We start from the raw sequence: 25846 nt of genomic DNA, 5'->3' as shown, positions 1-25846 counted from the left end.
CGACGCCGGTGGGCGCGACGCCGGTGGGCGCGACGCCGGTGGGCGCGACGCCGGTGGGCGCGACGCCGGTGGGCGCGACGCCGGTGGGCGCGACGCCGGTGGGCGCGACGCCGGTGGGCGCGACGCCGGTGGGCGCGACGCGGGCGAGCGCGGCGCCGGTGGGCGCGACGCGGGCGAGCGCGGCGCCGGTGGGCGGGCGGACGCCGGCGATTGCCGGCAAAGCGGGCCATGCGCGAGTGGGGCGGACGGCGCACGAGCGGCATGGACGGGGCGCCACCACCCCACGTGGGCCCCGGCGGCGCGGGCGGCGGCGCGGGCGACGGCGGCGCGGGCGACGGCGGCGCGGGCGACGGCGGCGCGGGCGACGGCGCAGTGGGCGCGACGAACTGCCGGCCTGCCGGCGGGGCGGAAACGGACTCGCCCGGCCGGGCGAGGGAGCCGGCCGGGCGAGGTGGAGCGGCCGCCGAGATGGAGGCGGGCGGGGCGCCAACCCCGTTGGTCAGACGGCAGCGGGCGAGCGGGCGGAACGGCGCAGGTACACCGCCCACGTGACCAGGACGCACAAGGCGTAGAAGGCGATGAACGCGACGTACGCGGCGTCGGCGCTCTTGGTCTCCAGGAAGGACTGGCGGAACGCCAGGTTGACCAGGACGCCGCCCAGGGCGCCGATCGCGCCGGCTATGCCGATCACGGCGCCGGACAGGCGGCGGGCCTTGGACTCGTCGGTGGGGTGCTCGGCCTTGAAGATGGCGGGGATCATCTTGTAGGTCGAGCCGTTTCCGATGCCGCTCAGGATGAACAGCGCGATGAAGCCCACCAGGTAGAGGGGCAGGGACTTCTGGTGCGCGGCCAGGAGCACGGTTCCGGCGCCGAAGGCCATGGCGATGAAGTTCACGAAGGTCACCCGGGCGCCGCCGAGGCGGTCGGCCAGGGCGCCGCCCACGGGGCGGATCAGGGAACCCAGCAGCGGGCCCAGGAAGGTCAGGTAGGCGGCCTTCACCGGAGTGCTGAACTCGGTGTGGAACTGCACCTGCAGCACCTGGCCGAAGGCGAAGCCGAAACCGATGAAGCTGCCGAACGTGCCGATGTAGAGCAGCGACATCACCCACGTGTGCGGCGAGCGGGTCGCCTCGCGCATGGCCTTCTTCTCGGTGCGGGCCTGCGTCAGGTTGTCCATGTAGAACGCCGCGCACAGGGCCGCGATCACGATCAGCGGGATGTAGATGCCGGCCACGATGCCGGGGTGGCCGGCGCCGAAGACGGCCAGGACGAACAGGCCCACCAGCTGGACGGCGGCCACGCCCAGGTTGCCGCCGCCGGCGTTGATGCCCAGCGCCCAGCCCTTCAGGCGGTTGGGGTAGAAGGCGTTGATGTTGGTCATCGACGAGGCGAAGTTGCCGCCGCCGACGCCGGCGACCGCGGCCAGCAGGATCAGCGTCGTGTACGAGACGCCCGGCTTGATCAGGAACGCGGCCAGCACGGCGGGCACGAGCAGCAGCGACGCGCTGAAGACGGTCCAGTTGCGGCCGCCGAAACGGGCCACGGCGAAGCTGTACGGGATGCGCAGCGCCGCCCCGACCAGCGTCGGCACGGCGGTGAGCAGGAACTTGCCGGCCGGGTCGATGCCGTAGGCGGGGCCGAGGAACAGCACCAGCACCGACCACAGCGACCACACCGAGAAGCCGATGTGCTCGGACAGAATCGAGAAGATCAGGTTCCGCCGGGCGACCCGCGCGCCGAACGATGCCCAGAAGCCGGGATCCTCCGGACGCCAGTCGTCGATCCAATGACCGCGCACGGTCACCGCGGGACGATCAAGGGTAGCCGTCATGTCACATCTCCAGGATCAGTTGATCGTCGCCGTCGACATATACCGAAAAGGTGGGAATGTTGGCCTGGCCACTCAGCGAGCAGCCCGTGCTGAGGTCCCAGGCGTAGAGGTGCAGCGGGCAGACGACCTGCTTGAGGTCGATCTGGCCGTCGGCGAGCGGCCCGCCCCGATGCGGGCACACGGCCGAGAGCGCCCGCACCGAGCCGTCCCGGAGGCGGAAGACGGCGACCATCTCGCCGTCCACGGCGTAGGTGCGTCCCTCGCCGAGGGGGATGTCCAGCGCCGACCCGATGACCCTCATGCGCGCACCGGAACCTGCGGCAGCACGGTCAGCGGCAGCGACGTGCGGAACTGCCCGGGCGTCGCGGGCTCGGCCCGTTCCCGCCACGGATCCTGGTAGGCGGCGACCGACTCCGCCATGCGCGCGTCGAGGCCGGCGGCGATCCCCTCGGCGTCGTCGACGACCACCGCGCGGATCTTGTCGATCCCCACCCGCGGCACCCATGCGTACGTGCGCTCGAGCCAGTTGCCGTTCTCCCGGTAGTACTGCAGGAACCGCCCGGTCAGCGTGACCACCTCGTCCGCCGACGACACCGTGGCCAGCAGATCGCCCTTGCGGACGTGCGCGCCGGCGGCACCCCCGACGTAGATTTCCCATTTACCGCCGTCAATAGCAACAACACCGAGGTCCTTCACGTACGCCTCGGCGCAGTTGCGCGGGCAGCCGGTGACCGCGAGCTTCATCTTGCCCGGCCCCTCGATGCCCTGATAACGCTCCTCGAGCGCGATCCCGAGGGCGGTGGAATCGCCGACCCCGAAGCGGCAGAAGTCCGATCCGACGCACGTCTTCACGGTGCGGAAGCTCTTCGCATAGGCATATCCCGACGGCATGTCGAGCTCGGCCCAGATCTGCGGCAGCTTCTCCTTGGGAATGCCGAGCAGGTCGATCCGCTGGCCGCCGGTCAGCTTCACCATCGGCACGCCGTGCTTCTCGGCCACCTCGGCGATGCGCTTGAGCTGCGCGGGGGTGGTGACCCCGCCCTTCATCTGGGGCACCACCGAGAACGTGCCGTCGCGCTGGATGTTGGCGTGGACCCGGTCGTTGATGAACCGGGCGTCACGCTCATCGACGTACGCGTCGCCCCACATCATCTTGAGCAGCGAGGCCAGCCCCATCTTGCTCTTGGCGTCCTCGTCGCCGCCGAGCTTGGCGAAGACCGAGGACACCGATTTCAGCTCATAGAGCCGGATCGCGTCCATCAGCTCCGGCTTGGGCATCGGCACCCCGGGCACGTAGTACGAGGCGGCCGGGTCGACCTCGAGCTCGCCGCCCGCGGCCCACTCGACGATCCGCTGCACGAGCGGCTTGCAGGTGCCGCAGCCCTTGCCGGCCCGGGTCTTGTCCATCACCGCGCCGACCGTTTTGCAGCCGTCGGCGACGGCCCTACAAAGCCCACCTTTGGAGACGCCGTTGCAGTTGCAGACCTGCTCGTCGGCGGGCATGTCGGCGACGTTCTCCGCATCGGCCGGCCCACCCAGGTCGAACAGCAGCGACGCCCGATCCGCGGGCAGCGGCAGCCCCTTCTCGAACGCCTTGATCAGCGCCAGCGCCTTGCCGTTGTCGCCGACCAGGGTCGCGCCGACGAGCCGGTCGTCGCGGATGATGACGTTCTTGTAGACGCCCCGCTTGGGCTCGGCGAACTCGAGCAGCTCGTCGTCCTCGTGCTCGGGGCTCTGCAGTCCCATGGCGGCGACGTCGACGCCGGCCACCTTGAGCTTGGTGGCGACCTGCGACCCGTGGTAGGCGGCCGCGCTGTTCGCGCCGGTGATGTGGTCGGCGAGCACCTTGGCCTGGTCCCAGAGCGGCGCGACCAGGCCGTAGACCTCGCCGCGGTGCTGGGCGCACTCCCCGACCACGTAGATGTCGTCCTCGCCGGCCGCGCGCATCTGGTCGTCGGTGACGATCCCGCGCTCGACGACCAGGCCGCTGCCGGCCGCCACCTGGGAGTTGGGGCGGATGCCGGCCGCGACCACGACCACGTCGCAGTCGATGACCCGGCCGTCGGCGAGCTTGACCCCGGTGACGGCGTGCTTGCCGAGGATCTCGGTGGTCATGCCGTCGACCACGACCTCGATGCCGAGCTTCTGCTCGATCGTGGTCTGCAGGGTGCGGCCGGCCCGCTCGTTGAGCTGGGTGTTCATCAGGTGGCCCATGGCGTGCACGAGGGTCACCTGGCTCAGGTGGTTCTGCAGGCCGCGGGCCGCCTCGAGGCCGAGCAGGCCGCCACCGATCACGACGGCGCGCGCGTGCTCCTTCGCGTACCGGATCATGGCTCTGGTGTCGTCCAGCGTGCGGAAGACGAAGACGCCCTGGTGGTAGCCGCGGCCGGCGACGTGCGCGCCCTTGATCGGGGGCACGAACGCCGAGCTGCCGGTGGCGATCACCAATTTGTCGTACGGGGTGGAGCTCCCGTCCGCGGCGTAGACCAGCTTCGCCGCGCGGTCGATCCGCTCGATGCGCGTCCCCGCGTGCAGGGTGATGCCGTTGTCCGCGTACCAGGACAGGTCGTTGAGGAAGATCCCGGACTCGTCCTCCACGCCGGCGAGCACGTTGGACAACATGATCCGGTTGTAGTTGCCGTACGGCTCGTCGCCGAACATCGTGATGTCGAATTCGCCGCCGCGGGCGATGATCTCCTCGACCGTCCGCGCGCCGGCCATGCCGTTTCCGATGACCACCAGGCGTTGTCTGTTCACGACGACGATATTTCCGGGCCATTGTTTTCCGGCGTGACCGTCGCGATTGCACGGGCGTTCGGAAAACCCTACATACGGGCGGACGCCATTGTGAGGAAGGCCGATTCGTAACGGCGCAGGACGAGGCCGGGCAGCGCCGGGTCGAGGCAGAGCGGCGGGGTCACGAAATCGGCGCCGGCGCGGTGCAGGGTGCGGTAGAAGAGGCCGTCGGCGAGCAGATAGGCGGCGACCGCGATCCGGCGCGCGCCGCCCGCCCGCAACCCGGCCACGACGTCGGCGACCCGGGGGCCGCTTCCGGAGGCGTAGGCGACGTGGGCGCCGCCCGGCAGGCGCGCGGCCATCTCCTCGATGCTCGCCCGCCAGGCCGGGTCGGAGGAGCCGGCGGCGGCCAGCACCACGGTGTCGGCGTCGGCCGGCAGGCGCCGGGTCAGGCTCTCCAGCAGCACGTCGTCGGGGCCGAGGGTGGGGGTGACCGGGATGCCGGCGCCGGCCACCGCCTCGGCGATGTCGACCCGCACGTGGTAGCCGGCCGAGAGCAGCAGCGGCACGACCACGGCGTCCCGCACGCCGGGCACGACGGCGCCGATCCGGGGCTGCTGCACGTCGACGTAGGCGAGGCGGACGTCGAGGTCGGGGCGGCGGTGGGCGACGGCGGCGACCAGGTCCCGGATCTGCTGCTGACCGCCGGACTGGCGGGTGCCGTGGGCCACCGCGAGGAGGGTGGGCATCGGCTCAGGCGGCCGGCTCGTCGACGCGCAGCCGGTAGCCGCGCTTGATGACGGTCTCGATGTGCCGGCCGGAGCCGAGCGCGGTGCGCAGCCGGGCCACGGCGACGTCGACCGCGTGGCCGTCGTTGCCGCGGGGCAGGGCGGTGATGAGCTGGTCCTTGGAGACGACGGCGCCGGGGCGGGCGGCGAGCGCGGTGAGGATGGCCATGGCCGCCGGCGCGAGCGTGTGCGGGACCTCGTCGATGAGGACGGCGTGGCCGCGCACCTCCAGGGTGCCGCCGGCCACGAGCAGCTTGGTGGTCCGCCGGGGCAGCTCGTCGGTGACCGTCTTGATCAGCGCGCCGAGCCGGAAGCGGTCGGGCATGACCACCGGGACGCCCCGCTCGAGCAGCGGCGCGGCGGTGACCGGGCCGACGCAGGCGACGAGCGTGCCCGCCCGCAGCCGGTCGAGCACCGGCGCCTCGTCGCCGGCAGTCAGCGTCAGGAACGACTTGACGGCGGGGGCGCTGGTGAAGGTGACGGCGTCGATCTGCCCGGCGACGATCTGCTCGACCAGCCGGCGCACGGGCGCGGTGTCGGCCGGCGGCACCCAGCGGTAGACGGGCACCTCGACCACGGCGGCGCCGGCGGCGCGCAGCGCCTCGACGAACTCGACCTGCGGCTCGCCGTGTTCCTGCACCACGACGCGCAGCCCGGCGACGCCCTCGGCCAGCAGCCGCTCGAGGATCTCCTCGGACGCCTCGGTCTTGGCCGCCCAGTCCTCGATGAGCCCGGCCGCCCGCACCGCGCCGCACGGCTTGGGGCCGCGGGCGACGATCCGGGCCTGGCCGAGCACCTCACGCAGGCGGTCGCCGATCCCCCAGCCGTCGGCCGCCTCGATCCAGCCCCGGAAGCCGAAGCCGGTGGTGGCGATGACCAGGTCGGGGGCGAGCCCGATGCAGGCCGCGGTGGCGGCGTGCAGGGCCTCGTCGTCGGCGAGCGGGACGATCGTGATTGCCGAGGCGGTGACCACCCGGGCCCCACGGCGGCGCAGCAGCGCCGTCATCTCGTCCCGGCGCCGCTCGGCGGTCACCGCGACGGTGAAGCCCGTCAGCACGCCCTCGCTCATCCATTCCCCATCTCGCCGTCGTTCACGCAAGCGTTCCTACCTGCGGTTACCGCGACGTCGTGGGGGCGTTTCGGACGCGTCAACGCGCTTTCACAACCGGTCACCGCGGGTTGTGAGAGCAAGGTTAGCCCTGGTCTTCGCCGATCTTACGGATGGCGGCGTGCAGGCGGAACACCTCGAGGCGGCCGTCGAGGAAGCCGATCCGGTAGTCGTGGCCGAAAGCGGGGTCCTCGGCACGGCCGGTGTCCCGGCGGGCGGCGATGCCGTCGGCGCGGCCCGCCTCGTACGCGCGGAACTCGTCATCCAAGGCGGTCGCCCATCGCCTTCTTGATCGCCGCGATCAGCGCCTCCTCGAAGGCGGCGAGCTGCCCGTCGACCACGCCGACCTGGTAGTCGGCCCCGGTCTGGGTGTCGTCGGCCCGGCCCGCGTCGTGCAGCCCGGCCATCCCGTCGGCGTGTCCCGAGCCGTAGGCGGCCAGTGCGTCGTCCATCTCTGCGGTCCCCCCATAGCCGAGCCGGAAGTCGACCGCCAATCTGTCACGCAGAGTGATGTCCGCCCACCGGCCGATCGGTCCGAGCGAAATCCTCGAGTACCGGCCCGACCGGCCGATGGGACCGAATCAGGCGGCGGCGAGCAGCCCCGACCGGCGCCAGAACGGCATGCCCGGGCCGGCGATGAGATCCAGATCATCCAGGTACGCGACGACCCGCTCGCCCGCCCAGCGCAGGGTCTCGCGGAAGTGCGGGTTGGCCATCGCCGCCCGGTGACCGGCGGCCGGGTCGATGCCGACCGACCGGTAGACCCCCGGGTGGATGAGGCGCCGCCCGCACAGGTACGCCGCCCGCCCGATCACCAGCTTGTCGAAGGCGAGCCGCCCCTTGCCCGCCGCGCGCACCTGCCGGGCCAGCTCCTCCCGGGCGTACCGCACGTGCCGCGCCTCCTCGACCACGTGGATGCGGCTGACCATGCGCACCAGCGGCTGCACCTGCTCGCAGGCCATCGCCTCGCGCTGGAGCGTGTCCAGGATCTCCTCGCAGATGAGGATGGCCGCGAACATGCGCGGCCCGGTCCCGGTCGCCCCGATCCACTTGCCGAGGAACTGGTTCACCCCGTCCGGCCGGTAGACCGGCGTGTCCAGTTTGTCGATCATGCGGCCGAACATCACCGAGTGCCGGCACTCGTCGGCCACCTCGGTCAGCGCGTACTGCGCGTGGGCCGCCGTCGGGTCCTGCTTGTAGTACCCGCGGATGAGCAGCTGCATGAGGATCGTCTCGAACCAGACGCCGAGCCCGGCGATGCTCGACACCTCGTGCCGGGTCAGCGTGATCCGCTGCTCCTCGCCGAGCGACTCCCACAGCGGCGTGCCGAACAGCGAGGAGCGCTCCGGCGGCACGAAGTAGAGGCCGTCGGCGAACGGCGCTTCCCAGTCGATCTCCACCTCGGGGTCGTACGAGTGCTCGGCGGAGGAACGCAGCAGCCGAGTCGCGGTGCGGTCACGGTCCGTGGTCGTCATGAAACGGCCCTCCCCAACGGCTTGACGTTACCCGAAGTAACAGTTACTCCTAGTACTATGAACGCGGCAGAGGACGGGCGCAAGGGCCGCTGGGCCGGCCATCGCGAGCAACGGCGCGAGGAGCTGACCGACGCCGCCATCGAGGCGATCCGCGCGCTCGGCCCCGAGGTCGGCATGGACGCGATCGCCGCCCACGCCGGCGTCAGCAAGCCGGTGCTCTACCGCTATTTCGCCGACAAGTCCGCGCTGTGGCTCGCGGTCGGCCGGCGGGCGGCGGCGATGGTGCTGGACGCGATCGTCCCGGCGGTGGCGGCGGTCCGCGAGGAACGCGACGTCATCGCGGCCGCGATCGACGCCTACCTCGGGCACATCGAGGCCGACACGAACCTTTACCAGTTCGTCGTGCACCAGCCCGACGTCACCCGCCACCGCGACGTGGTGGCCGACGTCGTCGACACCGTCGCCAGCGGCCTGGCCCGCATCTTCGGCGACCGGCTGCGGGCGCGCGGGCTCGACTCGGGCGCCGCCCTGCCCTGGGCCTACGGGGTGGTCGGCTACGTGCAGACGGTCGGCGACTGGTGGCTGCGGCAGCAGCAGCCGATCAGCCGCGAGGCGCTCGGCGACTACCTGACCACGTTCCTCTGGGGCGGCGTGTCCGGCATCGCGCACGCCGCCGACGTCCCCGGCGGCCTGGCCGCTTATCGGGAGGAGACCCGCCATGGGCAATGACGAGGAGTACCGCGGCCCGGCCACGCTGCGCATCGACGACGCCGAGGTGCCGGTGGAGATCCGCATGTCGGCGCGGTTCGAGCCGATCGAGGGCCGCTTCCGCTGGGCCGGGCGGACCACCCCCGACGAGACCTTGCGCGAGCGGGTGAGCGGCGGCCTGCGGGAGGCGCTGATCGCCGTCCCGGGCTCGCCGCCGACCGAGGTACGCCTGAGCGAGCCCGATCCGTGGGGCGGCGTGCGCCTGTCCGGCTCGGGCACGCCCCCGTGGTTTCAGTGATCACCGCGGCGCAGGTCGCGGGGGCTGCGACCGAACCAGCGCCGGACCGCCCGGGTCAGCGCCGACTGCTCGGTCAGCCCGACCATGGCGGTGACCTGGCTGAACGGCAGGTCGGTGGTGGTGATCAGGCGGTGGGCCGTCTCCCGGCGTACGGCGTCGAGAAGTTGATCGAAGGTGGTCCCGAGCTCGGCCAGGCGCCGTTGCAGCGTCCGCGGGTGGGTCTGCAGGCGCCGGGCGATGGCCGCGACGCCGGCCGGCGACGAGCCGAGCGACTGGGTCAGCAGCCGCCGGACGTGCTCGTCGAGGCCCTGCTCGGGGGCCGGGAAGTGGCTGCGCATGTAGTCGAGGGCGACCTCGCGCAGCACCCGGTTGCCGCCCGCGACGGTGGCGTCGTTGAGCGTGGCCGGCACCCGCAGGACCGCCGCCTCCTGGCCGAAGCGGACGTCGGCGCCGAAGAACTCGGTGTAGCGGGCGACCGGGGCGAGCGGGCGGTGCGTGAGGTGCACCGAGCGCAGTCCGTAGCGTCCGCCGGCCAGCAGCAGCGTGATCCGGTGCAGCAGGCCGAGGCCGTTGTCGCAGACCTGCGGCGGCATCGGGTCCATCTCGGTCGAGCCGTAGCGCAGGCCGAGCACGCCGGGCCGGCCGGACGGGTCGGGCACCTGGGCGACGGTGAGCGCGGGCGAGTGCACGAACAGGAACCGGGTCGCGCAGTCCAGGGCCTCACCGAGCGTGGCCGAGTTCTCGATCGCGATGGCGAGCGGCCCGAGCACCGCGATGTCCTGCCGGGCGGCGAGCCGCAGCCCCAGATCGGGGCAGTCCCGGTCGGCGGCGGCCGCCTCCAGGATGCGGCCGGCGGCGAGCGACGGAATCACCGCGTCGTCGGTGTCGAGCAGCGCCGCGTCCACGCCGTAGCGCGCCAGCAACTCCCGCCCGTCGCCGCCGAGGTCGTCGATCAAACCGGTCAGTCCGCGCAGCCCGGCGGCCCGCACCATCGATCCCATGTCGCGGAAGGATAAATCAGTGTCGCGAGAAGGCAAGTCTTCCGGCGGAACCGGCATCGAGACTGGCGACATGGCCGAACACTTCGACGTCCTCATCATCGGCGCCGGCCTCTCCGGGATCGGCGCGGCCTGGCGGCTGCGGGAGCACCTGCCGGGCAAGACGTACGCGATCCTCGAGGCCCGCGACGCGATCGGCGGGACGTGGGACCTGTTCCGCTATCCCGGCGTGCGCTCGGACTCCGACATGTTCACGCTCAGCTACCCGTTCCGGCCGTGGCGGGAGCCGGAGTCGATCGCGCCCGGCGACAAGATCCGCCGGTACATCGAGGAGACGGCGGTCGAGGGCGGGATCATGCCGCACATCCGCTTCGGCGCCCGCGTCGTCGAGGCCGACTGGTCGTCCGCCGAGGCGCGCTGGACCCTCCGCCTCGCCGACGGGTCGAGCCTGACCAGCAACTTCGTGTACGCCTGCGCCGGCTACTACGACTACGAGCACGGCTACCAGCCCGATTTTCGGGGGATTTCGGACTTCGGCGGGACGCTGGTGCATCCGCAGTTCTGGCCCGACGATCTCGTCTACGCGGGCAAGAAGATAGTCGTGATCGGCAGCGGCGCGACCGCGGTGACGCTGGTGCCGGCGATGGCGGGCGAGGCCGAGCACGTGACCATGCTGCAGCGCTCGCCGACCTACATGACCGTGCTCCCGGAACGGGACGTGATCGCCAACGGGTTGCGCCAGGTGCTGCCGGCGAAGACCGCGAACCGGATCGTGCGGGCCAAGAACATCGCGATCACGCAGGGCTTCTACCAGCTGGCCCGGCGGCGGCCGGCCCGCGTACGGCAAATTCTGCGCTCGTTCGCTCTCAAGTCGTTGCCCGACCCGGCCTATGTGGACGAGCACTTCAACCCGCCGTACGAGCCGTGGGACCAGCGGCTGTGCGTGATCCCGTCCGGCGACCTCTACCGGGTGCTGAACGACGGGAGCGCGTCGATCGTCACCGACCACATCGACACGTTCGTGCCCGAGGGGATCCGCCTGAAGTCGGGCCGGGTGCTGGCGGCCGACATCGTCGTCTCGGCCACCGGGCTGTCGCTCATCCCGGTCGGCGGCGTCCGGGCCACCGTGGACGGCGAACCGGTCGAGATCGGCGCCAGCACGGCGTACCGCGGCATCATGCTGAGCGACGTCCCGAACCTGGCCTACTGCATCGGCTACGTGAACGCGTCCTGGACGCTGCGGGCCGACCTCTCCCACCGGTACGTGATGAAGCTGCTCAAGCACATGGACCGGAACGGCTACGCGGTCGCCGTCCCGCGCACCCCCGGCGGGCAGGGCCGGCCCCTGCTCGACCTGTCCTCCGGCTACGTGCAGCGCGCCCTCGACCTGTTCCCGCGCCAGGGGGCCCGCGACCCGTGGCTGGTGCGGCAGAACTACCTGCGCGACCTGATCACGACCCCCCGCGCCGACGTCACCCGCGACATGAGCTTCATTGCTCGCTCTTCGGCCCACCTGGAGGAGATCCCCTCATGACCCCGTACCACTTCCCCGGCCGCACCGCCGTGCTCACCGGCGCGGCCAGCGGCATCGGCGAGCAGCTCGCGTACGGCCTGGCCGCCCGCGGCAGCGACCTGGTGCTCGTGGACGTCGACGCGGCGCGGCTCAAGGGCGTGGCCGACCGGCTCGGCCGCGTCCACCCCGGCCGCAACGTGCAGACGATCGTCGCCGACCTGTCCGACCGTTCCGCCGTCGAGGGCGTCACCACCCAGGTCCTCGCCGAGCACCCGGCGATCGGCCTGCTGGTCAACAACGCCGGGATGGCGCTGGGCGGCCGCTTCGACCAGGTGACGGTCGAGGAGTTCGAGCGGGTGATGAACGTGAACTTCCGGGCGCCGATGCTGCTCACCCACGCGCTGCTGCCGGCGCTCAAGGCGCACCCGGGCAGCCACCTGGTGAACGTGTCGAGCCTGTTCGGCCTGATCGCCCCGGCCGGGCAGTCCGCCTACAGCGCCAGCAAGTTCGCGCTGCGCGGGCTGAGCCAGGTGCTGCACAGCGAGCTCGCCGACGACGGGATCGGGGTCACCACCGTGCACCCGGGCGGCGTACGGACGCGAATTGCGGAAAGCGCGATCGTCGGCAGCGGCGTGCCCACCGACGAGGTCGAGCCCCACCGCAAGGTGTTCGCCAAGCTGCTGACGTTCCCGCCGGAGAAGGCGGCCCGGCAGATCCTGGACGCGGTGGCCAAGCGCCGGGCCCGGGTGCTGATCGCGTCCAGCGCGAAGGTCCCCGACCTGCTGGCCCGGCTGCTGCCGGTGGGACACGAGCGGATCATCCGGGCCGCGACCTCGGCCCGCACCGCGCGCCGCGCGCCCCAGGGCGCCGCGCGATGACCTACGTTTCCGTCCGGGACGCCCGGATCCGCTACCACGAGACCGGTGACCCGTCCGCGCCGCCGGTGATCCTGCTGCACGGCATCGGGCGCAGCCTCGAGGACTGGTCGGCCCAGCACGACCGGCTGTCCGCGGACCACCGGGTGATCGCGATCGACATGCCCGGCTTCGGGCTCAGCCAGCGCCAGCCGGAGAGCACCACGCTGACGTCGCTCTCCGACGGGGTGTGGGCGACGCTGGACGCGCTGGGCGAGACCCGGCCGGTGCATCTGATGGGCAACAGCCTGGGCGGCGCCGTCTCGATGCAGATGCTGGTCGACGACCCGGCCCGGGTGTCGACGCTGACGCTGGTGAACAGCGCCGGCTTCGGCAAGGAGGTGACTTTCGCGCTGCGCATGCTGGCCGTCCCCGGCGTCGGCCGGCGCCTGCTCAGCCGGATCGACAACTACACGGCGCCGCGGATCGAGCGGAACCTGTTCGCCGAGCGGGCGATGGTCACCCCCGATCGGGTCGCGATGGCGATCAAGGTGGCCCGGCAGCCCGACTTCGCGCCCGTCTACCTCGAGATCGCCCGCGCGCTGGGCGGCTTCCGGGGCATCGCGCCGCGCTGGCGGTCCGAGCTGCTGCCCCGGGTGGCCCGGCACGGCAAGCCGACGCTGCTGATCTGGGGTGACCGCGACCGGATCCTGCCGGCCACGCACCTCGAGGCCGCGCGGCTGGCGTTCCCGTCGGCCGAGTGGCACCTCTTCCCGGGCACCGGGCACATGCCGCAGATCGAGCGCCCCGACGCCTTCGCCGAGCTCGTGCGCCCGCTGCTGGCCCGGGTGCCGGCCTAGGCGCCGCGGGGTTCGACGACCTTGGTCACGACCCAGCGATGCTTCCCGATCGGACGATCACGAACGAAACCCAGCTTCTCGTACGTCGAAAGCGCCCCGTTGTAGAGGAAGCCGGCCGGGACGTCGCCGGCGCTTTCCGGGTAGCCCTCGACCGTGCCGCCGCCCTGCTCGGCGATGAGGTCGAGGGCGCCGGCCAGCGCGGCGGTGGCCACGCCCCGGCGCCGGCGGCCCTTGCCGACGAAGCAGCAGGCGATCCGCCAATCGGGCAGGCCGCCGGTGCGGCTCTTCTCGTACGCCGCCTTGCTCTTGATCGCGGGAAGTTCGGCCGGCCCGCCGAACTGGCACCAGCCCACGCAGTCGGCGCCGTCGAAGACCAGCGCGGCGTGGGACCGGCCCTCCCGGACCCGCTTCTCCTTTCCGGCCCGGTTCTGCCCGGGGTCGGTGCGGGACAGCTCGCCGTGGAACCCGATGCACCAGCAACCGCCGAAGACGCCGTTGTTGCGCTCGACCAGCGCCGCGAAGTCGTCCCAGGTCGACGCGTCGAGCGCCTTCACCACGTACTCGCTCATCGCACTACGTTATTTCTTTTCCGCCGGAGCGGCGGCCCTTGCCCGGCCGCCGCTCCGACTCATCAGTGGAACGCCCGGTCGCCGACCTCGACCAGCTTGCCGGCATGCGGGATCTGGAGCTGACCGGCGATGCTCCAGGACGTGCCGTAGAGGTGACCGTCCACGTAGCGCAGTCCGGTCGGCATCGTGACCGCGGCGTGCGTGACGCGGCCGTGGTCGATCCGGGTCAGGCGGCCGACCTTGGACGGGTCGAACCCGGCCGGCGGCGGGCCCTCACCGGCGGGTGCGCCGAAGAGCACCTCGGAGGCGTAGATCGTGCCGCGCGGCGACACCGCGATGCCGGTCAGCGCGGTGAATCCCGTCCAGACGCGCAGCACCCGGCCGGTGCGCCCGTCCAGCTTCCAGACGGCGGACGCGCCCGGCGACTCGGCGCCGAGGGTGGAGACGTAGACGTAGCGGCCCTGGACGGCGACGCCGGTCGGGACCGGGTCGCAGCCCCGGGTGCCGGGGTTGGCCTGGGCTTCCGGCTTCAGGCAGGCCGGCGTCTTGGCGGTCGGCGGCACGAAGTACGTGGAGACGCGGCCCGAGTGCGGGTCGACGCGCAGCACGTCGTTGGCGCCGCCGTCGGCGACCAGCAGCCCCCATGGCGTGTCGGTGAGGCTGAACGGGTTCGACAGCGCGTCGTAGGGCTCGTGGTTCGGGCCGAACTGGACCTGGCCGTCGGGGTTGTGCTTCAGCTCGTATTTCATCAGGTCGGCGAGGACGCGTACGCCGGTGCCGTTCTTGTTCGCCACCAGCAGCGACGCGGGCGGGAACTTCGACGGCGGTGGCGCACCCTCCGGCCCGCCCCCGCCGAGCGCCACGTAGATCTTGACGCCGTGGGTGGCGACGCCGGCCGGGCCGGACAGACCGGAGATCAGCGTGCGTTGGGCGCCGGTCCGCAGGTTGACGTCGGTGATCTCGCCGGAGTCCCCCTCGGCCACCAGCGCGTGCCCGTGCCCGGTGATCTGCAGCCCGTACGGCCCGTCCAGCCCGCTGGTGATCGTGCGGACCGGCGGCCGGCCGTGCCCACCCGACGCGTACGCCGGCTGAGCGGCGACCACGGTCAGGGCACTCACGCCCAGAATCGCGAAAGCGCGTAACATTCTCACGTATTTTCTCCCCCCAGAGTTGATGCCGCCGCGGCCATTTCTCCTTTCCGTTCCGCGCTATTTGAGCGGCAGCAAATATCAACCTAGGAAGCGGCCGCCGAGGCGGTAACCAGCCGTTCGGTCGCCGGAAGAGACGATCATCCCTCGGGTGATGGCCCGATCCGGCTCGCCCGGATGTGCATTTTTCGCGCTATCGCTATCGGCGCCGCGACGCGATCAGGTGCGCGCGGGCGGCGCAATCAGGTGCGCGCGAATCGCTTTGCGGAGATCGGCGAGCAGCGTGCCGCGGTCGCCGGCCCGGGTCACCAGGACCACCTGCGCCGGCTCGACGCCGTACAGCGGCACCTCGGCCACGTCGGGGCGCACGCTCGCGATGCCGGCCGGGACGACCGCGACGAGCTCGCCCGAGGCGATCAGCTCGGCCTTGTCCTCGATCGACCACAGCGCCGGCCCGTCGAGACCCTCGGCGCCGGCCCGCCAGAACTCGTTCCACGCCGGATCGCCCGGCAGCAGCGGCATCGGCTCGCCGGCCAGGTCGTCGACGGTCACCGACTCCTTGCCGGCCAGGCGGTGGCCGGCGGCGACCACCAGCACGCGCGGCTCGGTGTAGAGCTCGGCCACCTCCAGCCCGTCGGTGTCCATCGGCAGCCGGCAGACCACGGCGTCGGCCCGGCGGTCGAGCAGGGCGTCGCGCGGCTCGTTCCAGGCCAGGTGCCGGGCGCGGATCTCGGCGCCGGGGTGCGCCCGGCGCAGCTCCCGGACGGCCGGCGTCACGATGATGCCGAAGACGTAGCCGACGGTGAGCCGGGCCGGGCCGGTCGCCGCCCGGGTCTCGGCCGCGGCCCGGGCCGCGGCCGCCAGCAGCGCGGTGGCGTGCGGCCGGAAGACCTCGCCGGCCGCGGTCAGCCGGGCGCCCTGCGGGGTGCGGTCGAACAGGCGCACCCCCAGCCGCCGCTCGAGCGCGCGGATCTGCCGGCTGAGCGACGGCTGCGTGGTGTGCAGCGCGTCGGCGGCCCGGCCGAAATGCCGGTGCTCGGCCACCGCCGTGAAGTAGCGGACCAGCCGCAGGTCGAGGTCCATGCCTCAACCGTATGGGGTGATGCGGAACGGGCGTTGGCCGCGGGCCGTCCGGTCCGCCGACGATGGTGGCGTGAGTGAGATCTGGATTCTGGGCGCCACCGGCCGGACCGGCCGGGCGATCGCCGCGCGGTTGCGGGACCACAAGCTCGTGCTGGTCGGCCGCGACGCCGATCGCCTGTCGTCCGTCGCCTTCCCGGGGGCGGAGACGCGGGTCGCCCGCACGACCGGGGAGATCCGGGCGGCGCTGGCCGGGGGCTCGCCCTCGGTCGTCGTCAACACCATCGGGCCGTACACCAACTCGCCGATTCCCGGCCTTCTGCCGCCGGGCGTGCACTACGTGGACCTGTCCAACGAGCTCGACGCGGTGCGGGCGCTGCTCGCCCGCGGCGACGAGGGCCGGACGCTGGTCACCGGGGCCGGGTGGGGCGTGCTGGGCACGGAGGCGGCGGTGCTCGCGCTCTGCGCGGACCGTCCGGCGCCCGTGCGCGTACGGGTGGACTCGCTCCCCCTGGTGATCAGCGAGCCCGGCCCGGTCGGCGAGGCGCTCGCCGGCAGCCTCGTCGAGGGGCTGGTGGCCGGCGGGCGGCAGTACACCCGGGGCCGGCTCTCCGCGCTGCGGCTGGGCGGCGGGCACACCCGATTCACGCTGCCCACCGGCGAGCCGGCCGAGACCATCGCGGTGCCGCTCGGCGACCTCGAGGCGGCCCACCGGGCCAGCGGCGCGCCGGCCGTGATCGCGGCGTCGAGCGAGGTGCCGGCGGCGGCGCCGGTGCGGGCCGTGCTGCCGGCCGTCGCCGCGCTGCTGTCGATCCCGGCCGTGGGCCGCTTCGCGAAGCGGCGCCTGGCCCGGGTCGCGGCCGGCTCGGGAGCGGCGCCGAAGCGGTCGCACTCGTGGGCGCGGGCCACCGGGGAATGGGCCGACGGCACCGTCCGCACGGTGTGGCTGCGCGGCCCGGAGGGGATGGCCTTCACCTGCGCCGTGGCCGCCGAGGTGGCCGCCCGCCTGTCCCGGGGCGAGGGGCGGCCGGGCGCGTTCACGCCGGGCGCCCTGTTCGGCGCGGCGCTGGCCGAGGAGTGCGGCGCGACGTTCCGCTAGCTCCGGGACGCGGCCACCTTCACCCGGAAGGACAGCGCCGGGCCCGGCGTCGGAACCGACTTGCGGGCCAGCACGTAGTCCGGCGACTCCAGGCGCAGGTCCCGCCGGTGGACGATGCGGGCCACCGTGACCAGCATCTGCACCTCGGCGAGCGTCTTACCCAGACAGACATGCGGACCTCGGCCGTACGGCGAATAGGCGCCCGCCCGCATGTGCTCGGCGCGCGGTTTCGCGTACCGGTCGATGTCGAATCTCGTCGGATCGGGGAAATACTCGTCCAGGAAATGCGGCACGCTGGTGCCGATGTAGATCGTCTCGCCGGCCGCGATCCGATGCCCCTGGAACGCGAAATCGCGGGTCGCGGTGCGCATCTGCACGACCGCGATGGGGTAGAGCCGCATCGTCTCCATCAGCGCGCCGCGGATCGCCGGGATGCCGCGCAGGTCCTTCTCCGTGACGCGGTCCCGGCCGAACAGCTCGTCGGCCTCGGCCCGCACCCTCTTCAGCACGTCCGGGTGCTTGAGAACCGCGTAGAGGAAGCACGAGATCGTGTTCGCCACCGTGTCGAGGCCGGCCACGTACGGCCCGGTCACGCTGATCATCAGATCGGAGTCGGGCATCGCCGCCGGGTTCTCCCGGTTGGCCCGCAGCAGGTCGTCGATCAGGATCGCCGGCCGCGCGCCCGCGCCGGCCCGCGACCGGTCGGCGATCATCCGGCGGCCCAGCTCGGCCACCCGCCGCTTGGCCCGCCGGTACCGCGGGTCGTGCAGCACCAGGCGCGGCCGGGCCCGGGTGACCAGCGCGTTCAGGATGGAGGCGGTGGCCAGCCGGATGTCCCGCACGTACTCGGGCCGGGACGCGCCGGTCAGCAGCTCGCCGAGCTGGTCGGTGACCAGGGCCTGCGTCGACCGCAGCACCGGGACCGTCGTGCCCGGCCGCCACGAGGCATCGAGGTTGCGGTCGGTGATCGCCACGACCTCGTCGAGCCGGCCGGCGATCGCCTCCCGCGAGTAGCCGCGGCGCATGATGTCGCGCAGCTCCTTGTGGGCCGGGCCGTCCTCGCCGGGCAGCGTGCGGGTGGCGCCGTACTCGTCGGCGAGGCCGCGCCAGAACTCGCGCGAGCGCAGGCTCTGCCGGCCCTCCTCGGTGCCGAGGAACTCGGCCGCCTCCGGGCCGGCGATGACGGCGTGCTCGCGGCCCATCACCCGGACCCGGAAGACGGGACCGTGGGCCCGGTAGCAGTCGACGAAGAACTGGGCGGGGTCCCGGCCCATCCGCAGGGCGTTGCCCACGACGGGCAGCCCCCGTACCACCGGCGTGTTCATGCCGGTTACTTACCGCGACGGTACCGGCACAAACCCCTGCAAAATCACCAATCCGATCGGCGCAGCGTCAGCCGCCGCGCCGCGAACCCGGCCGCCTCGATCTCCCGGCCCAGCTCGTCGAGCCGCTCGCCCAGCCCGGCGCCGGCCACCTGCTCCCCGACGGCCCGCGCGAGCTCGGCCGGCGGCCGGTCGGCGTCGCCGACGACCGTCAGGCCCGGGTCGCCACCGAGCGCCGCCACCCGCCCCGCGGCCTGATCGATCACCTGCGGCAGCCGCCGCACCGCCTGCCCGAGCAGCTGCAACAGCTCGCCCGCCGCGTCCGGCCCGGGCAGTGCCTCCGGGTGCTGCGTCGCGTGGTTGAGATAGCGCACCAGCTCGGCGATCTCCCCCACCGCGGCCGAGGTGTGCGCCCCGCTCCACTCGTTGTACGGGTGAAGCTCGGTGATGAGCTCCTCGGGACCGAGATCGTGCACCTTGCGCCTGAACATCAGGCCACTATCCACGACCGCTCACATCCACGACCGCTCACATCCACGACCGCTCACATCCACGACCGCTCACGCCTCCGGCAGCGTGGGCACGTCGGTCGGGTAGAGGCCGGCCACGAAGCCGTAGACCTGGTCGCCCGCGCGGGGGATCTGCGCGAACTTGCGCGCCAGCTCCTGCACCTCGGCCCAGAATTGGCGTACCTCCTCGCGGGGAATGCGCGCATGCACCAGCGTGCACCGCAGGTCGTCGGCCGCGTGCGCCGCCGACGACTCCGCGACCGCCGCCGCCAGCCCGTTCATCGTCGACACGACCCGCTTGTCCTCGGCGTTGTTCAGCACCCCGACGTAGTAGGTGCGCGCCACCCGGCCGTAGTACCGCTCGTCGATCGCCCGCACCCGGCGGGTGCGCACCACCCGCAGCAGGCCCGCCTCGGTCAGGAGGTTCACGTGGTAGGCGATGCTGCTCTTGGGCCGGTCCACCGCCCGGGCCATCTCCGTCACCGTCGCCGCCCGCTCGAGCACCAGCTCCAGCAACGTCCCGCGAAGCGGATCGGCCAGCGCCCGCAACTGCTCCGGCGCGGTGACCACAAGCAGGTCGTCGAGCTCGTAATCGGGGATCTGCTCATTGACCGACATTTCCCGACCGTTCTAAAATATTGGATCGTTCGATTCGCGTAGTCTAATCACGGAGTCTAAGACATGACCGAGGTAGTCCTCTTCCACCACGTGCAGGGCCTGACCGATGGCGTACGAGCGTTCGCCGCCGCCCTGCACGAGTCCGGCCTGCCGGTCCACACCCCCGACCTCTTCGACGGCGCCCAGTTCGCCACGATCGACGAGGGTTTCGCCCGTTCCCAGCAGATCGGCGACGACGAGCTGGCGGCCCGCACGGCCCAGGCCCTCGAGGGCCTGGGCCCCGACCTGGTCTTCGCCGGCATCTCGTTCGGCGTGGTCACGGCCCAGCGCCTGGCCCAGACCCATCCCGCCGCCCGCGGCGCCCTGCTCTACGAGGCCTGCCTGCCGATCACCGGCGAGTGGGCGATCGGCCCGTGGCCGACCGGCGTCCCCGTCCAGATCCACGGCATGGACAAGGACCCGTTCTTCGCCCTGGAGGGCGACGTGGACGCCGCGAGGGAGATCGTAGCCACGGTCGGCGCGGGTGCCGAGCTGTTCACCTACCCCGGCGACCGCCACCTGTTCACGGACAGCTCGCTGCCCTCCTACGACGCCGCCGCGGCCTCGCTGGCGCTGGACCGCTCGCGCAGTTTCCTGGCGCAGTTCCGCTAGAGGACGATGGCCGCCCGCGCCTTCTGGGGCGTGGGCGGCCGGCCGTCGCTCGCCCGTCGCGGGGCGGGCAGTCACCTCCGCGCTCGCTCGCCCGCCGCAGGCCGGCCACCACATCGCCCGCCAATCGCGGCGCGGGGCGGCAACTCCTCGCCCGCCCGTCGCGGGGCGGGCCGCCACCACACCGCTCGTGCGTCGTGGAGCGGGCCGGCAACTCCTCGCTCGCCCGGTCGCGGCGGACGGGTCGCCCCCTCGCAACGCGGTCCGCCAACCCCCATCGCCGCGTCACCCTCGACGTGGGCCGCCGGCCTTCCCCGCCCTTGTCGGTGCGAGCCGCCTTCTTGAGCATCCTAGGAGGCTAGGCTGCAACGTATGTCGCCGACCTCAGGGCGCGAGCAGGCTGCGGGCCAGGGCGGCGTTCCGTTCGGCGAAGGCAACCCACTCCGCGGGCGTGAGCTCGAGATGTCGGCGGGCGGCGGCGTGCGAGGCCAGGCGTTGTTCCCAGCCGTCGAGGCGGCCGTTGCGCATGCGGAAGCGAACCAGCAAACCGTCCGACCAGCCGCACACGTCGTGGTCCGGGGTCGGCGCCAGGCGGGTGACCTTCTGCTCGGCGACGATCCAGTCGATCGCCTCGATCTCCTCCTGAATGCGCGCGGCGAGCTCGAAGGCGAGATTCCCGGCGGCACGATCACGGAGAACTTCAAGCCTTTCCCGTACGCCGCGAACCTCCCCCACATCACCGCTCAGCACCGCGACAATGGTGGCCACGAAGCCGGCGCGGTCGGAATGGTCCACGCCGCGGATTCTCGCCAGATCGCGCTGTCCGCCGTCGAGACGGTCGCCGGTGTAACGCAGCGGAAAGACCCGGTCCAGCGCCGACATGGCGAGCCGGCCCCGGGCGCCGCCGAGGTAAGGGCCGAACGCGACCTGCTCGACGGCGGGAAGCGGCCAATGGTCGACGACCAGGCGAGGGTTCCCGGCGGCCTCGTCGAGGCGGATGCAGACGGGGACCTCCGTGCCACCCCGGATGCGGTTCCAGCGAGGCTTGGAACGTTCGAGCAGATTGCGCTCGAGCCACGCCGCCTCGTGGACCGAATCGCAGGCAACGGCCTCGATGCGGGCGATCTGCGGAACCATGCGGCGCAGATGCCGGCGATCGCGAAGGTCACCCCAGTAGGACCCGACGCGGCTGCGCAGATGGGTGGCGCGACCTATGTAGAGCACCCGCCCCGTCTCGTCGCGAAAGCGATAGACGCCGGGCGCGGCGGGAAGCGCGGCGATTGTCCCGCGGCGCTCCCCTGTCATGGCGGCAGCGTAACCCGATGTCCGACGCCACCGGGGTCGGCGAGCCTCGGCGCGTCGGGGCCACCCGCCCCCAACGCGGTTGGGAGCCCAACCGCCAGGCCGCCTAACCGCCCCACCGCCCGACCGCCGGGCCGCCCAACCGCCCACCGCTCGACCGCCGGGCCGCCCAACCGCCCACCGCTCGACCGCCAGGCCGCCCAACCGCCAGGCCGCCCAACCGCCCCACCGCTCGACCGCCGGGCCACCCAACCGCCCGGACCCAACCGCCGAGCCGCCCAACCGCCGCGCCGAGGCGCGTATCGGTAAGCAGAGCGATGAGGCGCGCGTATCGGTAAGCAGAGCTATGAAGCGCGCGTATCGGTAAGCAGAGCTATGAAGCGCGCGTATCGGTGAGCAGAGCTATGCAGCGCGCGTATCAGTGAGCAGAGCTATGGGTAGCGGCGGCGTCGGGGCCGGGGCGGTTCACGGTCAGGGGGCGGCCCACTCCTCGGGCGGGGTCAGCGGGACCAGGGACGGGCGCTCGGCGGTGGTGGTCAGGTCCACGCGACGGCCCGAGGCGGCCGACTCCAGCAACGCCGTCATCGCGTCCAGGACGTGCAGGGCCAGGTCGCCCGTGGCTCGGGGCTCGGGGGCGGTGATCTGGTCGAGTAGGCCTATGCCCCGGGCGGCGTCGACGTAGCCGGCGGCGGGTGGGAGGGTTCGCCAATCGGGGGCGCCCAGTTCGAAGAGGCGGACGTCGCCGTCGAAATTGTTGGGGTCGGGGACGGCCAGGGTGCCCTGTTCGCCGTGGATCTCGATGGGGGACGCTGTCGTGCGTACGGCGTCGAAGCTTGTCGTGATGGTGGAGAGGGCGCCGGACGTGTGCTCCAGGACGCCGGTGACGTGGGTGTCCACCTCGACCGGGATGACCGTGCCGGCTCGGGGGCCGCTGCCGATGGTGCGGGCCGCGCGCAGGCGGCTCGCGGCGCCGGTCACCGTGCGGATCGGGCCCAGCAGCTGGACCAGGGCGGTCAGGTAGTACGGGCCCATGTCGAGCAGCGGGCCGCCGCCGGGCAGGTAGTAGAAGTCGGGGTGCGGGTGCCAGCGCTCGTGGCCGGGGGTGACCATGACGGCCGAGGCGGCCACCGGGCGGCCGATCATGCCGCCGTCGAGGGCGGCGCGGGCGGTCTGGATGCCGGTGCCGAGCACGGTGTCGGGGGCGCACCCGAGCGTGACCCGGGCGGCGGCGGCCTCGGCGACCAGCGCGCGGGCATCGGTCAGGGTCGAGGCGAGCGGCTTCTCGCCGTACACGTGCAGGTTCTGGGAAATCGCGCCCAGCGCGACCGAAGCATGCGCCGCGGGCACCGTCAGGTTGAGGACCGTCTCGACCTCGCCGCCGGTGAGCAGCTCGTCGACGGACATCGCGCGCGCCGAGGGCAGCGACTCGGCCGCCGCGGCCGAGCGGGACGCGTCGAGGTCGGCGACCGCGGCGATGCGCACCCGGGGATGGCCGGCCAGCGTGGACAGGTAGGCCTGGGAGATGAAGCCGAGCCCTACGATCCCGACGCGGTGCGGGTCGCCCACAACATGCCCCTTTCGATGACGGTACGGACATTGCCGTTCTCGAGGACGTCCAGGCTGTGCCCGGGGGTCGTGACGACGATGCGGCCCTTGCCCCACTCCCGGGTCCAGATCGCCGGCGACGTGATCGGCCGGTGCCACGGATGCCAGGGCGCGACCGGGTGCGTGGTGGTCGCCAGCACGTCGATCAGGTCATCGTGCAGCACCCAGTACTGCTCGGTCTCCAGCTCGAAGTCGTCCAGGCCGGCGGTGATCGGGTGCTCCCGCCCGATACTTGTCACTTCGACCCGATATTTCAAGAAATTGTCGGAGGCGTCGCCGCGGCACCGGCCGGGCTCCTTGCTCGGATGGGTGGCGAACTGGCCGCCCACCAGCTGCAGATAGTCGGACGAGGCCCGATACGAGTCGGCGATCCCGCCGTGCCAGCCGGTGAACCCGGTGCCGGCCGCGACGGCCGCCCGCAGCCCGGCGACCTCCTCCTTCTCGATCGTCGACATCGTCATGCACTGCACGATCAGGTCGACGCCCGCTATGACCTCGGCCGACGCATAAACCGCCGGCGAGTCCTCCACCTGCACGACAAATCCGGATTTTTCGAGGAAAGGGATGAACAAGTCGGTCGCCTTGACCGGCTCATGGCCCTCCCAGCCTCCGCGCACTATCAATGCCCGCACCCTCGCTCCTTCCCTTCCACCGCTGCCCGTTCCCACCGCCGCGCGATCACGCCCAGCCCCATCACCGCCACACGATCACGCCCAGCCCCATCACACCGCCACACGATCACGCCCAGCCCGCTCGCGCCCACTCCCTCACTCCCCCAAGGCCTATCAGATCTTCCGCCTCAGAAAAAACGGACATAGACATTTCTCGATGTCAGTACTAGCTTCCCTGGGAAAGCGCTTGCCTATCACCCACCGAGTAGGGGAACGCCGAAATGAAACGTCTCAGCCTCCTCGCCGCCGCGTCGGCGCTGGCCGTGGTCGGCTCCACCGCCGCCATTGCCCAGGCCGCCGAAGCGCCCGCACCCGCGGCGGCGGACACCACGAGCACCACCGAAAATCTCGACCGCGGCCTGATCAGCATGCGGACCACCGGCGGGAACTTCCTCTCCTGGCGGTTGCTCACGTCCGACCCGGCCGGCGGCGCGTACGACGTCTACCGGGACGGCGCGAAGATCGCGACGACCAGGACGACCAACTTCACCGACGCCGGCGCCTCCGGGAAGGCGGCCTACACCGTCCGGCCGGCCGGCGCCTCGACGCTCGCCGCCGGAGCGCCGACCGCCACGCTGGCCGCCAGCTCGATGGACGTCCCCATCCAGGTCCCGGCCGGCGGCACCACCCCGGACGGCGTCTCGTACACCTACTCCGCCAACGACGCCTCGGTCGGCGACCTCGACGGCGACGGCTCCTACGAGATCGTCCTCAAGTGGGACCCGTCGAACAGCAAGGACAACTCCCAGTCCGGCTACACCGGCAACGTCTTCGTCGACGCGTACAAGCTCAACGGCACCCGCCTCTGGCGGATCGATCTCGGGCGGAACATCCGGGCCGGCGCGCATTACACCCAATTCCAGGTGTACGACTATGACGGCGACGGCAAGGCCGAGGTGGCCATGAAGACGGCCGACGGGTCGAAGGACGGTACGGGCGCGGTGATCGGGAGCTCGTCCGCCGACTACCGCAACTCGTCCGGCTACGTGCTCTCCGGTCCCGAGTACCTGACCATGTTCAACGGCCAGACCGGCAAGGCGATGTCGACGGTCGACTACGTCGTCGCGCGGGGCACGGTGAGCAGCTGGGGCGACTCGTACGGCAACCGGGTCGACCGCTTCCTGGCCGGCACCGCGTACATCAACGGGTCCTATCCGAGCTTGATCACGGCAAGGGGCTACTACACGCGTACGACCATCGCCGCCTGGGATTTCCGAAACGGCACCCTGACCCGGAAGTGGAGTTTCGACAGCAACTCCTCCACGAACGGCTCGAAGTGGACCGGCCAGGGCAACCACCAGCTGTCCATCGCCGACGTCGACGGTGACGGGCGCGACGAGATCATCTACGGAGCGATGGCGGTCGACGACAACGGGTCGGGCCTCTGGGTCAACGGGCAGGGCCACGGCGACGCCATGCACGTCGGCAACCTGATCCCGTCGCGGGCCGGGCTCGAGGAGTTCAAGGTCGACGAGAACACCGGCAGCCTCGCCGCGTGGATGGCCGACGCGCGCACCGGCCAGATCATCTGGTCGAACCCGTCCTGCGGCTGCGACAACGGCCGCGGCGTCTCGGACGACATCTACGCCGGCAGCCCGGGCGCCGAGTCCTGGTCGTCGGCCGTCTCCGGGCTCTACAGCAGCACCGGCCAGAACATCGGGCGCAAGCCGTCCAGCACGAACTTCGTGATCTGGTGGGACGGCGACGCCCAGCGCGAGCTGCTCGACGCCACGCACATCGACAAGTACGGCACCGGCGGCGACACCCGCCTGCTGACCGCCAGCGGCGTGCACTCGAACAACGGCACCAAGTCGACGCCGTCGCTGCAGGCCGACATCCTCGGCGACTGGCGCGAGGAGGTCATCTGGCCCACCACCGACAACAAGGCGCTGCGCATCTACAGCACCACCGACAGCACCAGCATCTCGCACACCTCGCTGATGCAGGACCGGATGTACCGCGAGGCCGTGGCCTGGCAGAACACGGCCTACAACCAGCCGCCGCACCCCTCATTCGCGCTGAGCAACTGAGGGGGTGACTGACGGCACGCCGCAGACGCGCGCCCGGGCCCGGGGGAGCGGGACCGGGCGCGCCCGCGTCGCCACG

General features: G+C 72.2%; 26 protein-coding genes and 1 pseudogene. 8 read left to right on the top strand and 19 right to left on the bottom strand.

Features of this window, described 5'->3' with window-relative positions:
• The 9 genes and pseudogenes from ACZ6TB_RS09520 to ACZ6TB_RS09480 all read right to left on the bottom strand — a co-directional run.
• A pseudogene (locus tag ACZ6TB_RS09520) lies at window positions 1-220 on the bottom strand (hypothetical protein); the annotation flags it as partial.
• Window positions 221-499: 279 nt separating this feature from the next.
• Window positions 500-1831 carry a nitrate/nitrite transporter gene (locus ACZ6TB_RS09515; RefSeq protein ID WP_465552445.1) on the bottom strand — a complete coding sequence of 444 codons (1332 nt, stop codon included), beginning with the start codon at window positions 1829-1831 and terminating at the stop codon, window positions 500-502.
• 1 nt (window position 1832) lies between these two features.
• Window positions 1833-2132: a Rieske (2Fe-2S) protein gene (locus tag ACZ6TB_RS09510; RefSeq protein WP_465552443.1), complete on the bottom strand. Its 300-nt coding sequence runs from the start codon at window positions 2130-2132 to the stop codon at window positions 1833-1835.
• The gene (gene nirB, locus ACZ6TB_RS09505) at window positions 2129-4588 is read right to left on the bottom strand and encodes a nitrite reductase large subunit NirB (RefSeq protein ID WP_465552441.1); all 2460 of its coding nucleotides are present in this window, start codon (window positions 4586-4588) and stop codon (window positions 2129-2131) included. The genes ACZ6TB_RS09510 and nirB overlap by 4 nt, the downstream gene beginning before the upstream one ends.
• 68 nt (window positions 4589-4656) lie before the next feature.
• Window positions 4657-5316 carry a sirohydrochlorin chelatase gene (locus ACZ6TB_RS09500; RefSeq protein ID WP_465552439.1) on the bottom strand — a complete coding sequence of 220 codons (660 nt, stop codon included), beginning with the start codon at window positions 5314-5316 and terminating at the stop codon, window positions 4657-4659.
• A 4-nt stretch (window positions 5317-5320) separates the two neighbouring features.
• Window positions 5321-6424: a uroporphyrinogen-III synthase gene (locus ACZ6TB_RS09495; protein WP_465552437.1), complete on the bottom strand. Its 1104-nt coding sequence runs from the start codon at window positions 6422-6424 to the stop codon at window positions 5321-5323.
• A gap of 124 nt (window positions 6425-6548) precedes the next feature.
• On the bottom strand, window positions 6549-6731 hold the full coding sequence (locus ACZ6TB_RS09490; RefSeq protein WP_465552435.1) for a hypothetical protein: 183 nt from the start codon (window positions 6729-6731) through the stop codon (window positions 6549-6551).
• Entirely contained in the window at window positions 6724-6915 is a 192-nt protein-coding gene (locus ACZ6TB_RS09485; RefSeq protein ID WP_465552433.1) for a hypothetical protein, read from the bottom strand. The genes ACZ6TB_RS09490 and ACZ6TB_RS09485 overlap by 8 nt, the downstream gene beginning before the upstream one ends.
• A gap of 129 nt (window positions 6916-7044) precedes the next feature.
• Entirely contained in the window at window positions 7045-7938 is an 894-nt protein-coding gene (locus ACZ6TB_RS09480) for an AurF N-oxygenase family protein (protein WP_465552431.1), read from the bottom strand.
• A gap of 57 nt (window positions 7939-7995) precedes the next feature.
• Between ACZ6TB_RS09480 and ACZ6TB_RS09475 the strand changes: the two genes are divergently transcribed.
• Window positions 7996-8667 (top strand): TetR/AcrR family transcriptional regulator, encoded by a 672-nt coding sequence (locus tag ACZ6TB_RS09475; RefSeq protein WP_465552429.1) that lies wholly within the window; start codon window positions 7996-7998, stop codon window positions 8665-8667.
• Window positions 8657-8944, top strand: coding sequence for a DUF4873 domain-containing protein (locus ACZ6TB_RS09470; protein WP_465552427.1), 288 nt, complete (start codon window positions 8657-8659; stop codon window positions 8942-8944). Before ACZ6TB_RS09475 ends, ACZ6TB_RS09470 begins: the two co-directional genes overlap by 11 nt.
• Here the strand turns inward: ACZ6TB_RS09470 and ACZ6TB_RS09465 are convergent.
• Entirely contained in the window at window positions 8938-9945 is a 1008-nt protein-coding gene (locus tag ACZ6TB_RS09465; RefSeq protein ID WP_465552426.1) for an AraC family transcriptional regulator, read from the bottom strand. The genes ACZ6TB_RS09470 and ACZ6TB_RS09465 overlap by 7 nt on opposite strands.
• 70 nt (window positions 9946-10015) lie before the next feature.
• On the opposite strand from ACZ6TB_RS09465, the gene ACZ6TB_RS09460 reads away from it, so the two are divergent.
• Genes ACZ6TB_RS09460 through ACZ6TB_RS09450 form a run of 3 tightly spaced genes read left to right on the top strand, consistent with a single transcriptional unit; the run spans window position 10016 to window position 13169 of the window.
• Window positions 10016-11476: a flavin-containing monooxygenase gene (locus tag ACZ6TB_RS09460; protein ID WP_465552424.1), complete on the top strand. Its 1461-nt coding sequence runs from the start codon at window positions 10016-10018 to the stop codon at window positions 11474-11476.
• Complete coding sequence (locus tag ACZ6TB_RS09455; RefSeq protein ID WP_465552422.1) at window positions 11473-12333, top strand: SDR family NAD(P)-dependent oxidoreductase; 861 nt, start codon at window positions 11473-11475, stop codon at window positions 12331-12333. Before ACZ6TB_RS09460 ends, ACZ6TB_RS09455 begins: the two co-directional genes overlap by 4 nt.
• Window positions 12330-13169 (top strand): alpha/beta fold hydrolase, encoded by an 840-nt coding sequence (locus tag ACZ6TB_RS09450; RefSeq protein ID WP_465552420.1) that lies wholly within the window; start codon window positions 12330-12332, stop codon window positions 13167-13169. Before ACZ6TB_RS09455 ends, ACZ6TB_RS09450 begins: the two co-directional genes overlap by 4 nt.
• Here ACZ6TB_RS09450 and ACZ6TB_RS09445 read toward each other — a convergent pair.
• The 3 genes from ACZ6TB_RS09445 to ACZ6TB_RS09435 form a co-directional block, all read right to left on the bottom strand.
• The gene (locus ACZ6TB_RS09445) at window positions 13166-13738 is read right to left on the bottom strand and encodes a GNAT family N-acetyltransferase (RefSeq protein ID WP_465552418.1); all 573 of its coding nucleotides are present in this window, start codon (window positions 13736-13738) and stop codon (window positions 13166-13168) included. The two genes, ACZ6TB_RS09450 and ACZ6TB_RS09445, sit on opposite strands and share 4 nt — an antisense overlap.
• 62 nt (window positions 13739-13800) lie before the next feature.
• The gene (locus tag ACZ6TB_RS09440) at window positions 13801-14883 is read right to left on the bottom strand and encodes a ScyD/ScyE family protein (RefSeq protein WP_465552551.1); all 1083 of its coding nucleotides are present in this window, start codon (window positions 14881-14883) and stop codon (window positions 13801-13803) included.
• 222 nt (window positions 14884-15105) lie between these two features.
• A complete protein-coding gene (locus ACZ6TB_RS09435) occupies window positions 15106-15969 on the bottom strand; it encodes a LysR family transcriptional regulator (RefSeq protein ID WP_465552416.1) in 864 nt (287 codons plus the stop codon).
• Between the two features lie 70 nt (window positions 15970-16039).
• Between ACZ6TB_RS09435 and ACZ6TB_RS09430 the strand changes: the two genes are divergently transcribed.
• Entirely contained in the window at window positions 16040-17065 is a 1026-nt protein-coding gene (locus tag ACZ6TB_RS09430; protein ID WP_465552414.1) for a saccharopine dehydrogenase family protein, read from the top strand.
• On the opposite strand, the gene ACZ6TB_RS09425 is transcribed toward ACZ6TB_RS09430, so the two are convergent.
• The 3 genes from ACZ6TB_RS09425 to ACZ6TB_RS09415 form a co-directional block, all read right to left on the bottom strand.
• The gene (locus ACZ6TB_RS09425) at window positions 17062-18390 is read right to left on the bottom strand and encodes a cytochrome P450 (RefSeq protein WP_465552412.1); all 1329 of its coding nucleotides are present in this window, start codon (window positions 18388-18390) and stop codon (window positions 17062-17064) included. The genes ACZ6TB_RS09430 and ACZ6TB_RS09425 overlap by 4 nt on opposite strands.
• A gap of 44 nt (window positions 18391-18434) precedes the next feature.
• Window positions 18435-18878, bottom strand: coding sequence for a hypothetical protein (locus tag ACZ6TB_RS09420; protein WP_465552410.1), 444 nt, complete (start codon window positions 18876-18878; stop codon window positions 18435-18437).
• Between the two features lie 69 nt (window positions 18879-18947).
• Window positions 18948-19514 (bottom strand): ArsR/SmtB family transcription factor, encoded by a 567-nt coding sequence (locus ACZ6TB_RS09415; RefSeq protein ID WP_465552408.1) that lies wholly within the window; start codon window positions 19512-19514, stop codon window positions 18948-18950.
• Window positions 19515-19577: 63 nt separating this feature from the next.
• On the opposite strand from ACZ6TB_RS09415, the gene ACZ6TB_RS09410 reads away from it, so the two are divergent.
• Window positions 19578-20165 carry a dienelactone hydrolase family protein gene (locus tag ACZ6TB_RS09410; RefSeq protein WP_465552406.1) on the top strand — a complete coding sequence of 196 codons (588 nt, stop codon included), beginning with the start codon at window positions 19578-19580 and terminating at the stop codon, window positions 20163-20165.
• Between the two features lie 381 nt (window positions 20166-20546).
• On the opposite strand, the gene ACZ6TB_RS09405 is transcribed toward ACZ6TB_RS09410, so the two are convergent.
• The 3 genes from ACZ6TB_RS09405 to ACZ6TB_RS09395 all read right to left on the bottom strand — a co-directional run bounded on the left by ACZ6TB_RS09405 (window position 20547) and on the right by ACZ6TB_RS09395 (window position 23701).
• Entirely contained in the window at window positions 20547-21467 is a 921-nt protein-coding gene (locus ACZ6TB_RS09405; protein ID WP_465552404.1) for a GIY-YIG nuclease family protein, read from the bottom strand.
• 468 nt (window positions 21468-21935) lie between these two features.
• Complete coding sequence (locus ACZ6TB_RS09400; protein WP_465552402.1) at window positions 21936-23030, bottom strand: Gfo/Idh/MocA family protein; 1095 nt, start codon at window positions 23028-23030, stop codon at window positions 21936-21938.
• Window positions 23000-23701, bottom strand: a complete 702-nt coding sequence (locus ACZ6TB_RS09395) for a ThuA domain-containing protein (RefSeq protein WP_465552400.1) — start codon at window positions 23699-23701, stop codon at window positions 23000-23002. The genes ACZ6TB_RS09400 and ACZ6TB_RS09395 overlap by 31 nt, the downstream gene beginning before the upstream one ends.
• Before the next feature lie 260 nt (window positions 23702-23961).
• Here ACZ6TB_RS09395 and ACZ6TB_RS09390 point away from each other — a divergent pair, with 260 nt between their 5' ends.
• On the top strand, window positions 23962-25770 hold the full coding sequence (locus ACZ6TB_RS09390) for a rhamnogalacturonan lyase (protein ID WP_465552398.1): 1809 nt from the start codon (window positions 23962-23964) through the stop codon (window positions 25768-25770).
• Window positions 25771-25846 lie beyond the last annotated feature (76 nt).

Source organism: Actinoplanes sp. NPDC051537, assembly GCF_055586105.1.
This window is presented reverse-complemented; position numbering and strand designations above follow the sequence as displayed.

Bases quoted from the DNA above. Each gene is read 5' to 3' on its own strand.
- ACZ6TB_RS09515 (WP_465552445.1), bottom strand. From the start codon at position 1,831: ATGACGGCTACCCTTGATCGTCCCGCGGTGACCGTGCGCGGTCATTGG.
- ACZ6TB_RS09510 (WP_465552443.1), bottom strand. From the start codon at position 2,132: ATGAGGGTCATCGGGTCGGCGCTGGACATCCCCCTCGGCGAGGGACGC.
- ACZ6TB_RS09500 (WP_465552439.1), bottom strand. From the start codon at position 5,316: ATGCCCACCCTCCTCGCGGTGGCCCACGGCACCCGCCAGTCCGGCGGT.
- ACZ6TB_RS09495 (WP_465552437.1), bottom strand. From the start codon at position 6,424: ATGAGCGAGGGCGTGCTGACGGGCTTCACCGTCGCGGTGACCGCCGAG.
- ACZ6TB_RS09485 (WP_465552433.1), bottom strand. From the start codon at position 6,915: ATGGACGACGCACTGGCCGCCTACGGCTCGGGACACGCCGACGGGATG.
- ACZ6TB_RS09480 (WP_465552431.1), bottom strand. From the start codon at position 7,938: ATGACGACCACGGACCGTGACCGCACCGCGACTCGGCTGCTGCGTTCC.
- ACZ6TB_RS09475 (WP_465552429.1), top strand. From the start codon at position 7,996: ATGAACGCGGCAGAGGACGGGCGCAAGGGCCGCTGGGCCGGCCATCGC.
- ACZ6TB_RS09470 (WP_465552427.1), top strand. From the start codon at position 8,657: ATGGGCAATGACGAGGAGTACCGCGGCCCGGCCACGCTGCGCATCGAC.
- ACZ6TB_RS09465 (WP_465552426.1), bottom strand. From the start codon at position 9,945: ATGGGATCGATGGTGCGGGCCGCCGGGCTGCGCGGACTGACCGGTTTG.
- ACZ6TB_RS09460 (WP_465552424.1), top strand. From the start codon at position 10,016: ATGGCCGAACACTTCGACGTCCTCATCATCGGCGCCGGCCTCTCCGGG.
- ACZ6TB_RS09455 (WP_465552422.1), top strand. From the start codon at position 11,473: ATGACCCCGTACCACTTCCCCGGCCGCACCGCCGTGCTCACCGGCGCG.
- ACZ6TB_RS09450 (WP_465552420.1), top strand. From the start codon at position 12,330: ATGACCTACGTTTCCGTCCGGGACGCCCGGATCCGCTACCACGAGACC.
- ACZ6TB_RS09445 (WP_465552418.1), bottom strand. From the start codon at position 13,738: ATGAGCGAGTACGTGGTGAAGGCGCTCGACGCGTCGACCTGGGACGAC.
- ACZ6TB_RS09440 (WP_465552551.1), bottom strand. From the start codon at position 14,883: ATGTTACGCGCTTTCGCGATTCTGGGCGTGAGTGCCCTGACCGTGGTC.
- ACZ6TB_RS09435 (WP_465552416.1), bottom strand. From the start codon at position 15,969: ATGGACCTCGACCTGCGGCTGGTCCGCTACTTCACGGCGGTGGCCGAG.
- ACZ6TB_RS09425 (WP_465552412.1), bottom strand. From the start codon at position 18,390: ATGAACACGCCGGTGGTACGGGGGCTGCCCGTCGTGGGCAACGCCCTG.
- ACZ6TB_RS09420 (WP_465552410.1), bottom strand. From the start codon at position 18,878: ATGTTCAGGCGCAAGGTGCACGATCTCGGTCCCGAGGAGCTCATCACC.
- ACZ6TB_RS09415 (WP_465552408.1), bottom strand. From the start codon at position 19,514: ATGTCGGTCAATGAGCAGATCCCCGATTACGAGCTCGACGACCTGCTT.
- ACZ6TB_RS09410 (WP_465552406.1), top strand. From the start codon at position 19,578: ATGACCGAGGTAGTCCTCTTCCACCACGTGCAGGGCCTGACCGATGGC.
- ACZ6TB_RS09405 (WP_465552404.1), bottom strand. From the start codon at position 21,467: ATGACAGGGGAGCGCCGCGGGACAATCGCCGCGCTTCCCGCCGCGCCC.
- ACZ6TB_RS09390 (WP_465552398.1), top strand. From the start codon at position 23,962: ATGAAACGTCTCAGCCTCCTCGCCGCCGCGTCGGCGCTGGCCGTGGTC.